Raw genomic sequence first — 12,789 nt, forward strand, 5'->3', positions numbered from 1 at the left:
GGCCACCGTCACTGCCTGCCTGCGTCGCTGCACGAACTGCCTTGCGGGCAACGCCGTGGCGCCGCCACACGGGCACCGCCTTGCAGGTCTTCGCTGCTGTTGAGGTTGGCGAAGGCCGCCGGCTGATCTTCGAAGCCCACCTCGACCAGCCGCAGCGAATTCAGCCAGCGCTCGATCCGCCGCCCGCCAGCGGCAAGATGCTCGCTCAGCGCCGGCAAGACGGTACGCCGGCACAGGCAGAAGACCGGTTGCACCCGCCCCAGGCTGGTCGCGACCGCCAGTTCGGCGCCGCTCGCGTCGAGTGCTGCGCGCAAGCGTGCGACCAGATCGCCCGGCAGGAACGGCGAATCGCAGGGAACCGTCGCGAGCAGGGGATGACGGGCAACCGAAAGCGCCGCATGCAGCCCGGCCAACGGGCCGGCAAAGCCTTCGATGCGGTCGGCCACGACGCGATGACCGAAGGCTGCGTAGCGTTCGGCGTTGCGGTTGGCGTTGATCAGCAGTTCGTCCACCTGCGGCGCCAGACGCTCGATCACCCAGCCCACCAGCGGCCTGCCTTCGAACTCTTGCAGCCCCTTGTCGACGCCGCCCATCCGCCGCCCCAGACCGCCGGCGAGGACGACACCACTGATCCCGCAAGTGTTCATGCGCTCGATTCTACGGCAGCTTGCGGCTCGTCGCTGCACCTTGTCGGCAGGCACGGGCGCCAGGGCGAGGACCGCCGCGTCGTCACGGCCAGATCCCGTCAACCCGACCGGCATGGGGCCGGCAGAAATCCGCCAGCCGGTCTAGAATGAGGCTGCCCCACCCGCGCGCTGCCGGCCGGCGCCGCGGACTCCTGCCGTACCGACCCTCTCTGCGAAAGCTCACAGCCATGCGACCCTCCCCTCTCGCCGGCCTGCGCGTGCTCGATCTGACGCGCCTGTTGCCGGGCCCGCTTGCCAGCATGCACCTCGCCGATCTCGGCGCCGACGTGATCAAGATCGAAGACACCGGAGCCGGCGACTACGCGCGCAGCGCCGGCGCGGTACACGGCGCCGTCAGCTACTTCCAGCTGGTCAATCGCAACAAGCGCAGCCTCAGGCTCGACCTCAAGCAGGCGGCTGGCGTGGACGCGTTCATGCGCCTGGCGACGACCGCCGACGTGATTCTCGAAGGTTTCCGACCCGGCGTGGTAGACAAGCTGGGGATCGGCTACGCGGCGGTAGCGGCGATCAACCCGCGCATCGCATACTGCGCAATCACCGGCTATGGCCAGGACGGCCCCTACCGGGACCGCGCCGGGCACGACCTCAACTACCTCGGCTACTGTGGTCTGCTCGACCAGATCGGCACTGCCGGCGGTGCGCCGGCGATCCCCAACTTCCAGATCGGCGACCTGCTGGGCGGTTCGCTGAGCGCGCTGGTCGGTGTCCTCGCCGCGGTCATCGACGCCCGCGCGACCGGGCATGGCCGCTACGTCGATGTCTCGATGACCGACGCCGTCTTCGCCCACACGCTGTTCCCGCTGCTCGCGGTCCTCGGCCTCGGTCATTCCGTGCCGCGCGGCGAGGACGTTCTCTCGGGCGGCATGCCGAGCTACGGCGTCTACGCGACGAGCGACGGCCGCCATCTCGCGGTCAGCGCGATGGAACCGAAGTTCTGGCAAATGCTGTGTACGACCATCGGACGTCCCGATCTCGCACCCTTCGCCTTCGCCACCGGCAGCGACGGCCAGCGCATCCGCCGCGAGCTCGAGGCGGCATTCGCCAGCCGCAGCCTGGCTGAATGGAGCGCCGTGTTCGAACAGGTGGACTGTTGCGTGACCCCGGTCCTGCGCTTCGAGGAGAGCATCGAGAACGAGCACCTGCAGGCCCGCGGCATGCTCGTCGAGGACAATGGCGTACGCCAGTTCGCGCCGCCGTTCAAGCTCAGCGAGTTACCATTCGCCGTCCGCCTGCCGCCACCCGAGGCCGGCGCACACAGCGACGAAATCCTCCTGGCAAACGGCTTCAGCAACGACGAGATCGCCGGCCTGCGCGCGCAGAAGGTGATCTGATGCCGCCGCCGGCAGCGGATCGGGCTTCGCTCCGGCGACACGACCCGTGCCGGCGTGCTCTCTCCACTCAGGGCCCGCTGGCAGCAAGTGTCCCGCCGAGGACGCTACGACGGCTGGGCTTTCTCGTTCTCGAGGCCCTTTGCGGTGATCTCCTCGTAAAGGTCGGCCATCTTGGCCGCCAGTTCCTGGTACTCGGGATGCTCCCAGACCACCTTTTGCGCCGCCTGCATGTCGCCAAAGACCCGTTCGAGAAAGGCGATGTCAAGTTCGTCCAGTCGCTCTCCGCCGTCGACTTTTGCCTTGAGGTCGAGTGCTCGAGGCAGACGCTCCCTTTCCAGTCGTTCCAGCATGACTGTCGCAAGGCCCAGACTATCGGATTCCTGACTCATCGCACCCTCCTCTCGGGTCATGGCAGCGAAGCTGATGGCGCGGTCCCGCGCTGCCCCGCCGCCGGGATCAACAAAGCTCGAGCGACGAATCATGCCAGCTTCCTGTGGTCACAGGCAATAGCACTCCCTCGCCGCGGCTGCCACGACGCCTGAACGCAAGTCACATGCCGTTACACAAGGGAACACAGCGGCAACAGACTGTCCTGCCGGCGGTTGCTAATCTTCGCTCCGTCGCTGCCACGCTCTCCTCCCCCCTCCTCCGCATGGCGGCGATGCAGTACCCGGCCCGCGCAGCCCTCCCTCTGTGCGGGCCTTTCCACGTTCTGGCAGGCGGGAATCTGCCAACCCCGACAATCTGCCAGGCTCTTTGCCGACGAGAGGGCGCCATTGCGGGCCGCCAGCTCGGCAGCCATGAGCCGGATGGAGCGCGCAATGAACAACTCGAGCACGATGGTGAGCGGCTTTCTGGCGTGGCTGACGCTGGCGCTACTGCCGCTCACAGCCTTCGCCGAGCCGGCGAAAGCCATCCGTCTCCCTACCGGTGTCACGCATGTCGCCACGGTCGAGGGAATCAACGAGTACCGACTGGCCAACGGCTTGCGCGCGGTCCTCTTCCCTGACGCCGGCAAACCGACCGCCACCGTCAATGTCACCTACCTCGTCGGGTCACGGCACGAGAACTACGGCGAGACCGGTATGGCGCACCTGCTCGAGCACCTGATCTTCAAGGGCTCGAAACGCTTCCCGGACCCGGCGCGACAGTTCCAGGCACGTGGCTTCGACATCAATGGCTCGACCTCGCTCGACCGCACCAACTACTACCTCACCTTCCCGGCGAACGACGGCAACCTCCGCTGGGCCCTCGACTGGAGCGCCGACGCGATGGTCAATTCGTTCATCACGCGCAAGGACCTCGAGAGCGAGATGAGCGTCGTCCGCAACGAGTTCGAGATGGGCGAGAACGAGCCGGCGAGCGTCCTGTTCAAGCGCATGCAGTCGCTGCTCTTCGACTGGCACAACTACGGCAACAGCACGATCGGCGCGTGCAGCGACATCGAGAACGTCCGCATCGAGAACCTGCAGGCTTTCTATCGCCGCTTCTACCAGCCGGACAACGCCGTGCTGACGGTCGCCGGCAAGTTCGACGAGCAGCAGGCGCTCGACTGGATCGCCGCCAGCTTCGGCAAGCTGCCGCGACCGAAACGGCTGCTGCCGGAGCAATGGACCGTCGAACCGACTGCCGACGGTGAGCGCCAGTTCGTCATCCGGCGCAAGGGCGAGGTGCAACTGCTGACCGTCGCCTACCGCACGCCCGCCAGCCTGCACCCCGATTCCGAGGCGATCGCCCTCGCCAGCGACGTCCTCGGCGACACACCAAACGGTCGTCTCTACCGCGCCCTGGTGCAGACCGGCATGGCGACGCAGGTGTTCGCCTCGCCGGTCGAGACCCGTGAACCGGGCTTCGTCCTCTTCGGCGCCGTCCTGGCCAAGGATCAGTCGATCGACCGCGTTCGCGAAGTGATGATCGAGGCCATCGAAGGCGGTCTGGCACGGCAGCCGACGACCGCCGGCGAACTCGAACGCGCTCTGGCGGAAGCACGCACCTCTTACGAGCGCGCGCTGACCGATCCCGAGTCGTTCGCCGTGATGCTGTCCGAGTACATTGCCCTGGGCGACTGGCGGCTGTTCTTCCACGCCCGCGATCAGCTCAACCGAATGACGACGGAACGGGTGGATGCGGCCGCCGCCCGCTACCTCGTGCGCGACAACCGCGTCGTCGGCGTTTTCATCCCGGACGATTCGCCACAGCGCGCCGTGCTGCCCAAGGCGCCGACGGCCGCCGAGTTGCTGGCAAGCTATCGGCCCGCGACTCGCGGCGACGCCGGCGAGGCTTTCGACCCCACTTATGAAAACCTTGGCCGGCGGACGCGGCTGAGCCGCTTTGGCGATCTGCAGATCGCCCTGCTGCCCAAGAAGAACCGGGGCCAGACCGTCAACGTCTCGATGAGCTTCCGCTGGGGTGACGAGCAGTCGCTGCGCGACCGCAAGATGGCCGGTGCGCTGGCGATCGCCATGCTGCCGCGCGGCAGCCGGCAGTTGAGCCGGCAGCAGATCGCCGATGAAATGACCAGGCTGAAGGTTCGTGGCGGCCTGACACAGTTCGAGACGACACGCGACAGGCTGCCCGAGGCGCTTGCCCTGGCAGCGCAACTGCTTGGCGAGCCGAGCTTCCCGCCGACCGAGTTTGAGGAACTGCGGCGGGAATACCTGACCGCCCTGCAGGCGCAGCTCGATAGCCCCGAGGACCTCGCCAGCGACGCCCTCGCGGCGCATTTCAATACCTACCCGGCAGGCGACCCGCGCCACCACACGCCACTGCCGGAGCGGATCGAGCAACTGCGCCGGCTGAAACTCGCCGATGTCGTCGACTACCAGCACCAACTCGTCGGCACGGCGCGCGGCGAGATCGCGATCGTTGGCGATTTCGATGCGCAGGCGATCGAGGAGCAACTGCGGCGGCTGTTCGCCGACGCCCGCTCGCGATCGCCCTACGAGCGCCTCGAGCGGGAGTTCCGCCCGGTGCCGCCGGCACGGATCGTCATCGACACGCCGGACAGGGAGAATGCCGTCCTGCGGGCGCGGCTCGACATCGACCTGCACCGTGACGATGCCGACGCCGCGGCACTGTTCGTCGCCAACTACATCTTCGGCAACAGCGGCGGCCTGACCAGCCGTCTGATGGACCGCCTGCGGCAGCAGGACGGGCTCAGCTACAGCGTCGCCTCGAGCCTGTCAATCGGCCAGCGCCAGCGCCTGACCACCTGGACGGTGGCCGCCATGGTCGCACCGCAGAACGCGGCGCGCGCCGAGCAGGCACTGGGCGAGGAGATTCGCCGGGCGCGCGACAAGGGCTTCACCGCGGCTGAAGTGGCTGCCGCCCGCAAGGGCATCGTCGAGGCCAGCGCGGTCGCGCGCTCGCAGGACTCGACGATCGCCTCGCGCTGGACATCGCTGCTCGATCTCGGCCGCGACTGGCGCGATTCGCAGGCCTTCGAAACCCGGATCATGGCGGTGAGCGCCGAACAGGCCAGCGCCGCATTCCGCAAGTACATCGATCCCGAGCGGATGACCCTGGTGCTCGCCGGTGACGCCAGCAAAGGCCTCGGCAAGTGAGAACTGAGCCCCAGCGCAACCGACTCGCTCGCGGCAGCGGCGAACGAGCCCGGCGGGAACGCGTGCCTACTTCTTGAGGCTGTCGCGGATCTCGCGCAGGAGCAGCACATCCTCGGGCGTCTCGGGGGCGGCCGCCGGTGCCGGCGCCGCTGCGGGTTCGGGCTCCGTCCGCTTGAGGCGGTTCATCTGCTTGATCATGATGAAGATGATGAATGCGAGGATGATGAAGTTGACCAGGATGGTGACGAAGTTGCCGTAGGCGAAAACCGGGACCTGTGCCCTGCGCAGCGCGTCGAGCGTCATCGCCGTGCCTTCCGGCACCTTGCCAAGAACCAGGAACATGCCCGAAAAATCGAGCCTGCCCCCCATGATCCAGGCGATGAAAGGCATGATCAGGTCGCCAACCACCGAATCGACAATCTTGCCAAAAGCACCGCCAATGATCACGCCGACGGCGAGATCCATGACGTTGCCCTTCATGGCGAATTCCTTGAACTCCTGCAGCATGCTCATCGCATCTCCTTTCTTCGGGCTTGGTACGGTTTGGGGACAGCAAGAAGACGAACCGCAGCGCGGCCGCGCTGTGACCTCGAATCACCAAGCGGCAGACAGAGCGATCCGAGATGGACAAACAGTCTTTCGCCGCGACGCCTCCTGCCGACTCGATCGATCGCTCGTCGCAATGCGCCGAGTGGCCGGTTCGGCGCGCATACTATACTGTCCCGGAAAGATTGTCCCCGGAGAATTTACGGGAAGTTACCGTCGCCGCTCAACGGCAGCAACCAACGTGCCGCATCGATGCATTTAGTATACCGTCACCGAATCCAGGCGCTGGCTGCCGCCTGCAATCGCAATCGCTACAGGCGGCGCAGCCGCTCGCCGGCGGCGGCGAGCGTCGCCTCCTGCTTGGCGAAGCAGAAGCGGACGACGCGGTCATCGGCACCGTCGTGGCGGAAGACCGAAACCGGGATCGCCGCGACCCCGGCCTCGCGCGTCAGCCAGCAGGCGAACTCACCGTCCGGAAGGTCGGAAATCGCCGCGTAGCGGGCGAGCTGGAAGTAGGTTCCGTGACAGGGCAGCAGCTCGAAGCGTGAGGCCGCCAGTTGCTCGCGGAAGAAGTCGCGTTTCGCCTGATAGAAGCGCGCCAGCCCGAGGTGGCGCGACGCATCCTGCATGTACTCGGCGATGCCGAACTGGCACGGCGCATTGACCGTGAACACGTTGAACTGATGCACCTTGCGAAACTCGGCCATCAGTTCCCGCGCGGCGAGGACGTAGCCGACCTTCCAGCCGGTGATGTGGTAGGTCTTGCCGAATGACGAGACGACGATGCTGCGCGCGGCGAGTTCGCCGTGCATGGCGACGCTCGCGTGCTGGCGCCCATCGAAGACGATGTGCTCATACACCTCATCGGCGAGGACGACGATGTCGCTGCCGCGCGTCAGTTCGGCGAGCCGATCGAGGTCTTCGCCACGCAGCAGGCTGCCGGTCGGGTTGTGCGGCGAGTTGATGATGATCATCCGCGTCCGTGGCCCGAGCAGCGAGCGGACCTGATCCCAGTCCGGCCGGTAGTCAGGAAAGCGCAGGCTGGCGAAAACCGCCAGGCCGCCGACCGTCTCGATCGCCGGCACGTAACTGTCATAGACCGGATCGAGGACGACGACCTCGTCGCCGGCGCGCACGAAGGCGGCAATGGCCGTGAAGATCGCCTGGGTCGCGCCAGCGGTGACGGTGATCTCGTCCTCGACATCGTAATCGGTGCCGTAGAGCGTGCGCACCTTGCCGGCGATTGCCGTACGCAGTTCGACGATGCCGGCCATCGGCGGATACTGGTTTCGGCCGGCGCGCATCGCGCGGCTGGTTGCATCGAAGAGCGCTTCGTCGGCCTGGAAATCCGGGAAACCCTGCGACAGGTTGATCGCGCCGCAATCGGCGGCAAGCCGCGACATGACGGTGAAGATCGTGGTCCCGACTCGTGGCAGTTTCGAGTCCACGGCAACGGCAGAATTCGGCATGGCGATCCGCGCCCGGCGCGGCCGAGAGTGAGCGAGGGCACAGTGTAAAGGTGCGCCAGCCCGGCAACAAGGCTGGCCGATCGACCCCACTGCCGGGGCAGCGGCGAGCCCGGCCCCAGGCAGAATCTGCTAGCATGGCCGCTGCCGCTTGCGCCACTCTTCCAGGAAATCAGCTCGATGAAAACGCACCCCGGCTCGTGGCGCGGCTTCGCTGCCTTGCTCGTCCTCGCCGTCGTCGCCAGTGTCCGCAGCGGCCTCGCCGCACCACCCCTGCCGGCACTGGCGGCAGATCTGTCGCAACTGACCGTGTCGGGGATTTCTTCCGGCGGCTACATGGCGGTCCAGTTCCAGGTGGCGCATTCGCGCCTGGTGCGCGGCGCCGGTGTCCTCGCCGGCGGCCCCTACGATTGCGCTGACGATTCCATCTGGCGGGCGCTGACGCGCTGCATGTCACCTTCCTGGTGGGCGCCGCTGCCGCCGGTCGGCGAGCTGCGCGCCCGCGCCGAGGCACACGCACGCGGCGGACGAATCGACCCGCTGGATCATCTGCGCGATGACCGGGTGTGGCTGCTTTCCGGCGGCCAGGACGACAAGGTGACAAGCGCGGTCGTCGACCGACTCGCCGCCTTTTACGGCGAGTGGCTGCCGCCAGCGGCGATCCGTTTCGTGCGCGTGCCCGAGGCAGCACACGCGATGATTTCGGTCGCTGACCCGCAAGCCGCCGGCTGCGGCAGCACGGCATCGCCCTTCATCAACCGCTGCGGCGACCTCGATCCAGCCGGGGAAATGCTCGGCCACATGCTCGGCCCGTTGCAGCCCCCGGCGGCCGACGATCGTGGCGAGATGCTGGCGTTCGACCAGCGCCCCTTCGCAGCCGGTCCGGCGATCGACTCCGGTCTCGCCGACGAAGCCTATCTCTACGTTCCGGCCGCCTGCCGGGAATCCCCCTGCCGCGTCCATGTCGCCTTTCATGGCTGCCGCCAGAGTACGGCGCAGATCGGGCGACGCTTCGTCGACGGCGCCGGCTACAACCGCTGGGCCGAGAGCAACCGCCTGCTCGTCCTCTACCCGCAGACCGCACCGCGCCACGGCTTGGCGTCGGGTTCGCGGAGATGGATCAGCAACCCCTTCGCCTGCTGGGACTGGTGGGGCTACACCGGCAGCGACTACCCGACCCACAACGGCCTGCAGATCAGGGCGGTACGCGCCATGCTCGAGCGGCTGGCGGCGCCCCGCCAGCCCGAGTAGTCAGGGCAGGCGCCGGCGAGCGCGCTGCGGCACGACGCGGCAGCCGCTCAGAGGGGCGGAATGCGCAGCACCTGGCCGGGATAGATCCTGTCCGGATGGCCGAGCATCGGCCTGTTGGCCTCGAAGATCAGCGGGTACTTGTTGGCGTCGCCATAATGCGCCTTGGCGATCTTCGACAGGTTGTCACCCGAGACGACGGTGTAGAAGCTTGCTTCGGCAGAGCTTTGATCGACCGACAGCATGTCGTTGACCTGCGCCACGCCGGCGACGTTGCCGCAGCAGAGCAGGATCTTCTCCTTGCTGGCTTGGTCGCCGGCGACACCGAAAACCGTCGCCGCGCCAGTGGCGCCATCGAAGCTCACGGTCAGACCGGTCACCGGCAGATCCTGCGTCCGGATGTAGGCCTCGATCGCATCACCCGCGGTCCGGTTCAGTTCTTCAAGGCGGTCCCTCGCCGCCTGATCGTCGGGTGCAGCCGCAGCGGCGGCCGCTGCCGAATCGGTGTCTCCGGCACGAAACAGCTTCTCGCCGGCTGCCTTGACGAAATCGAACAATCCCATCTTCGTTCCTCCCAGAATGCCCCGCGCCGACCGGCGCTGCGTGAACCCGCCCGCCAATGGACACGGCACGGACCACTGGCCGCGCCGGAGTCTAACAGCCGACCGTGCAATCACCAATACCGGGGCTGGCGACGTGGCGGCGCTTTCACCCACCGCCGACGGCACGATCGGCAAAGCGCTGGCAGACGCGGGCGGCAGGGTCTATGCTGTCGGCTCATCCCGCGACAGAGCCTGCCGGCTCACCATACCTGCCTCCGGACCACCCTGATCATGCGCCAGACATTACGCCCCGCGTCGCCGTTTGTCACCCTGCCCGCCATCGGCTGCCTGCTCGCCGCCTGCCAGGGCTTGCCACCGCCGGCACCCGGCCCGGCGACGGGTATCGAGATCCATATCGCCCACATCAACGATCACCACTCGAACCTGGAGCCGCAGCCGGACTTCGAGCTGCGGCTCGACGGCGTGCCGACACGCGTCGCCGCCGGTGGCTTTCCACGCCTGACGGCGCTCTTCAAGGCCAGCTCGGAGTTGCCGAACCTGCTGAAGATTCACGCCGGCGACGCCATGACCGGCACGCTCTACCACACGCTGTACAACGGCGAGGCCGACGCGGTGCTGATGAACACCGTCTGTTTCGACGTCTTCGAACTGGGCAACCATGAGTTTGACGAAGGTGATGCCGGACTGCGGCGCTTTCTCGACCACCTGCGTCAGGGACCGTGTCGGACCACCGTCCTCGCGGCCAATGTCGAGCCCGCGATCGGCTCGCCACTGGCGCCGACAGGCGCCAATGACTACCTGCAGCCCTACCTGCTGCGGCAGTTCGGCGATATCCGCGTCGGCATCATCGGCATCGAGGTGCGTGGCAAGACGATGAACTCCTCGCGCCCACTGCCGAGCACGCGCTTCCACGACGAGGTCGAGACGGCGCAGAAGGTCATCGACCAGTTGCGCGCCATGGGCATCCGCCACATCATCCTCGTCACCCACCAGGGCTACGAGGCCGACCAGGCCATGGCGGCGCGGCTGAGCGAGGTCGATGTGATCATCGGCGGAGATTCGCACACGCTGCTCGGCGATTTTTCGGCGATCGGCATGGCTTCCGCCGCTGGCCCCTACCCGACGGTCGCCCGCAACCGCGATGGCGATCCGGTGTGCATCGGGCAGGCCTGGGAATACGCCAAGATTTTCGGCCTGATGCGGGTCCGTTTTGATGCGCACGGTGCGGTGGCAAGCTGCGGCGGCTCGCCGACGCTGCCGATCGGCGACGACTTCCGGCAGCAGGACGGCAGCGGCACCTTTGTCGCCGTCGACGCGACGACGCGCGCCCATATCCTCGACGCACTGCGCGGCACGGATGCCCGCCCCGTCATTCCCGATCCTGTGGCGCAGGCGGAACTTCTCCGCTTCGCCAGCCGCCTCGACGAGATGAAGCGGCAGCGGATCGGCACCGCCACGGACCCGCTGTGCCTCGTGCGCGTCCCCGGTGAAACGACCAACCGCAGCGCTGGTGTCAGCGGCTGCGAGAACGCCAACCGGCTGGCGCGTGGCAGTGACATCGCGCAGGCAGTTGCCGAAGCCTATCGCCAGGCGAGCAGGCTTGCCGACATCGCCCTGCAGAATGGCGGCGGTATCCGCACGCCATTGCCGCGGGGCGAGGTCACCTATGGCACGGCCTACACCGTCCTGCCATACACCAACGTCCTGTACGAACTGCAACTGACCGGTCGCCAGGTCACCGAGGTGCTCGAGGATGCGGTCGGCAACTACCTCGACCGCGGCGGCTCGGATGGCTCGCACCCTTACGCTGCCGGCCTGCGCTGGCACCTCGACCTGCGGCAGGCACGCGGCAGCCGCTTCACCCGCATCGAGGTGCGCGCCAGGGACCGTGATGACTGGCAGGCGCTCGACCCCGAGCGCACCTATACCGTCGTCACCAGCGACTACCTGGCAACCGGCGGCGATGGCTACGGCACGCTCGCCCGGATCAATCAGGCCGGCCGCAGTGTGAACACCTATCTCAGCTACACGCAGACCTTCGTCGACTACCTGCAGGCACGCGGTACGGTGGAACGACCGCCGGCTGCCGAGTACAGCCACCAGCGCGTGATTGCGCGTGACGGTACGGTCCTGCCGTGAGGCAACGGCAGCAGAGGGGACAGACCACTACTTGCTGAGCAGACGCATGCCCCGCTCGAGACCGTCGAGCGTCAGCGGAAACATGCGGCCGCCGAGCAGATTGCGGATCAGCGCCGTCGACTGCCGGTACTGCCAGGAGTGCTCGGATTCCGGGTTGAGCCAGATGGTGTGCGGCCAGGTGTCGGCCAGACGGCGCAACCAGGCGGCACCCGGCTCGGCGTTGTTGAACTCGATGCTGCCGTTCGGCTGCAGCAGTTCGTAGGGGCTCATCGCCGCGTCGCCGACGAAGATCAGCTTGTAGTCGCTGCCGTACCGGTGCAGTAGGTCGTGCGTCGCGATGCGTTCGCTGTGCCGCCGGCGGTTGTCGCGCCACAGGTGATCGTAGACACAGTTGTGGAAGTAGTAATGTTCGAGGTGTTTGAACTCGCTGCGGCAGGCGGAGAACAATTCCTCGCAGACGCGGATGTGATCATCCATCGAGCCGCCGATGTCGAGGAGCAGCAGCACCTTGACGGCGTTGTGCCGCTCAGGCCGCAGCTTCAGGTCGAGCCAGCCGGCATTGCGCGCGGTGCCGGCGATCGTTCCTTCGAGGTCGAGTTCCTCGGCTGCGCCCTCGCGCGCGAAGCGGCGCAGGCGGCGCAGCGCGACCTTGATGTTGCGCGTGCCGAGTTCGACGCTGTCATCGAGGTTGCGGTATTCACGCCGCTCCCAGACCTTGACCGCCGAGCGATTCTCGCTCCGGCCGCCCAGCCGGATGCCTTCCGGATGCGTGCCACCGTGGCCGAAGGGAGAACTGCCGCCGCTGCCGATCCACTTGCTGCCACCCGAATGGCGCTCCTTCTGTTCGGCCAGCCGCTGCCGGAAGGTCTCCATCAGCTTCTCCCAGCCGAGCTTCTCGAGCCGCGCGCGCTCGGCGTCGCTGAGATGTTTCTTGACCGCCCGCCGCAGCCACTCCTCCGGGATCAGCACCTCCATCCCGGGCAGCGCCTCGACGCCCCTGAAATACTCGCCGAAGGCCCGGTCGAACTTGTCGAAGTGGCTCTCGTCCTTGACCAGGACGGTGCGCGAGAGCAGATAGAAGTCGTCGATGCTGTGCTCGATGACGTGCTGCCGCAACGCATCGAGCAGCGTCAGGAACTCCTTGATCGATACCGGCAGGCGGCTCGCCTTGAGGTGCAGGAAGAAGTCGATCAGCATCGTCGGCGGTCGTCGGCGCCACTCACGAC

The 12,789-nt window shown here is 67.1% G+C and carries 10 protein-coding genes; 4 read left to right on the plus strand and 6 right to left on the minus strand.

Annotated elements, in window-relative coordinates:
- Positions 1 to 8 precede the first annotated feature (8 nt).
- Complete coding sequence (mobA, locus tag V5B60_RS00855; RefSeq protein WP_332345168.1) at positions 9 to 647, minus strand: molybdenum cofactor guanylyltransferase MobA; 639 nt, start codon at positions 645 to 647, stop codon at positions 9 to 11.
- Positions 648 to 874: 227 nt separating this feature from the next.
- Here mobA and V5B60_RS00860 point away from each other — a divergent pair, with 227 nt between their 5' ends.
- The gene (locus V5B60_RS00860; RefSeq protein WP_332345169.1) at positions 875 to 2,038 is read left to right on the plus strand and encodes a CaiB/BaiF CoA transferase family protein; all 1,164 of its coding nucleotides are present in this window, start codon (positions 875 to 877) and stop codon (positions 2,036 to 2,038) included.
- 104 nt (positions 2,039 to 2,142) lie between these two features.
- Here the strand turns inward: V5B60_RS00860 and V5B60_RS00865 are convergent, their stop codons facing one another.
- Positions 2,143 to 2,427, minus strand: a complete 285-nt coding sequence (locus V5B60_RS00865) for a hypothetical protein (RefSeq protein WP_332345170.1) — start codon at positions 2,425 to 2,427, stop codon at positions 2,143 to 2,145.
- 432 nt (positions 2,428 to 2,859) lie between these two features.
- Here V5B60_RS00865 and V5B60_RS00870 point away from each other — a divergent pair, with 432 nt between their 5' ends.
- Positions 2,860 to 5,601 (plus strand): M16 family metallopeptidase, encoded by a 2,742-nt coding sequence (locus V5B60_RS00870; RefSeq protein ID WP_332345171.1) that lies wholly within the window; start codon positions 2,860 to 2,862, stop codon positions 5,599 to 5,601.
- A 66-nt stretch (positions 5,602 to 5,667) separates the two neighbouring features.
- Here the strand turns inward: V5B60_RS00870 and mscL are convergent, their stop codons facing one another.
- Together mscL and V5B60_RS00880 are read right to left on the minus strand one after the other, a co-directional pair.
- Positions 5,668 to 6,114, minus strand: a complete 447-nt coding sequence (mscL, locus tag V5B60_RS00875; RefSeq protein ID WP_332345172.1) for a large conductance mechanosensitive channel protein MscL — start codon at positions 6,112 to 6,114, stop codon at positions 5,668 to 5,670.
- Positions 6,115 to 6,458: 344 nt separating this feature from the next.
- A complete protein-coding gene (locus tag V5B60_RS00880) occupies positions 6,459 to 7,616 on the minus strand; it encodes a pyridoxal phosphate-dependent aminotransferase (RefSeq protein WP_332345173.1) in 1,158 nt (385 codons plus the stop codon).
- Positions 7,617 to 7,793: 177 nt separating this feature from the next.
- Between V5B60_RS00880 and V5B60_RS00885 the strand changes: the two genes are divergently transcribed.
- Positions 7,794 to 8,864, plus strand: a complete 1,071-nt coding sequence (locus V5B60_RS00885; protein ID WP_332345174.1) for an extracellular catalytic domain type 2 short-chain-length polyhydroxyalkanoate depolymerase — start codon at positions 7,794 to 7,796, stop codon at positions 8,862 to 8,864.
- 47 nt (positions 8,865 to 8,911) lie between these two features.
- On the opposite strand, the gene lysM is transcribed toward V5B60_RS00885, so the two are convergent.
- The gene (gene lysM, locus V5B60_RS00890) at positions 8,912 to 9,424 is read right to left on the minus strand and encodes a peptidoglycan-binding protein LysM (protein ID WP_332345175.1); all 513 of its coding nucleotides are present in this window, start codon (positions 9,422 to 9,424) and stop codon (positions 8,912 to 8,914) included.
- A gap of 270 nt (positions 9,425 to 9,694) precedes the next feature.
- Here lysM and V5B60_RS00895 point away from each other — a divergent pair, with 270 nt between their 5' ends.
- Positions 9,695 to 11,563 carry a bifunctional metallophosphatase/5'-nucleotidase gene (locus tag V5B60_RS00895; RefSeq protein ID WP_332345176.1) on the plus strand — a complete coding sequence of 623 codons (1,869 nt, stop codon included), beginning with the start codon at positions 9,695 to 9,697 and terminating at the stop codon, positions 11,561 to 11,563.
- Positions 11,564 to 11,590: 27 nt separating this feature from the next.
- Here the strand turns inward: V5B60_RS00895 and V5B60_RS00900 are convergent, their stop codons facing one another.
- The gene (locus V5B60_RS00900; protein WP_332345177.1) at positions 11,591 to 12,760 is read right to left on the minus strand and encodes a vWA domain-containing protein; all 1,170 of its coding nucleotides are present in this window, start codon (positions 12,758 to 12,760) and stop codon (positions 11,591 to 11,593) included.
- Between the last annotated feature and the right edge of the window lie 29 nt (positions 12,761 to 12,789).

The organism is Accumulibacter sp. (genome assembly GCF_036625195.1).
Lineage (GTDB): Bacteria > Pseudomonadota > Gammaproteobacteria > Burkholderiales > Rhodocyclaceae > Accumulibacter.

Bases quoted from the DNA above. Each gene is read 5' to 3' on its own strand.
- V5B60_RS00900 (WP_332345177.1), bottom strand. From the start codon at position 12,760: ATGCTGATCGACTTCTTCCTGCACCTCAAGGCGAGCCGCCTGCCGGTA.
- mobA (WP_332345168.1), bottom strand. From the start codon at position 647: ATGAACACTTGCGGGATCAGTGGTGTCGTCCTCGCCGGCGGTCTGGGG.
- V5B60_RS00880 (WP_332345173.1), bottom strand. From the start codon at position 7,616: ATGCCGAATTCTGCCGTTGCCGTGGACTCGAAACTGCCACGAGTCGGG.
- V5B60_RS00885 (WP_332345174.1), top strand. From the start codon at position 7,794: ATGAAAACGCACCCCGGCTCGTGGCGCGGCTTCGCTGCCTTGCTCGTC.
- lysM (WP_332345175.1), bottom strand. From the start codon at position 9,424: ATGGGATTGTTCGATTTCGTCAAGGCAGCCGGCGAGAAGCTGTTTCGT.
- V5B60_RS00860 (WP_332345169.1), top strand. From the start codon at position 875: ATGCGACCCTCCCCTCTCGCCGGCCTGCGCGTGCTCGATCTGACGCGC.
- mscL (WP_332345172.1), bottom strand. From the start codon at position 6,114: ATGAGCATGCTGCAGGAGTTCAAGGAATTCGCCATGAAGGGCAACGTC.
- V5B60_RS00865 (WP_332345170.1), bottom strand. From the start codon at position 2,427: ATGAGTCAGGAATCCGATAGTCTGGGCCTTGCGACAGTCATGCTGGAA.
- V5B60_RS00870 (WP_332345171.1), top strand. From the start codon at position 2,860: ATGAACAACTCGAGCACGATGGTGAGCGGCTTTCTGGCGTGGCTGACG.
- V5B60_RS00895 (WP_332345176.1), top strand. From the start codon at position 9,695: ATGCGCCAGACATTACGCCCCGCGTCGCCGTTTGTCACCCTGCCCGCC.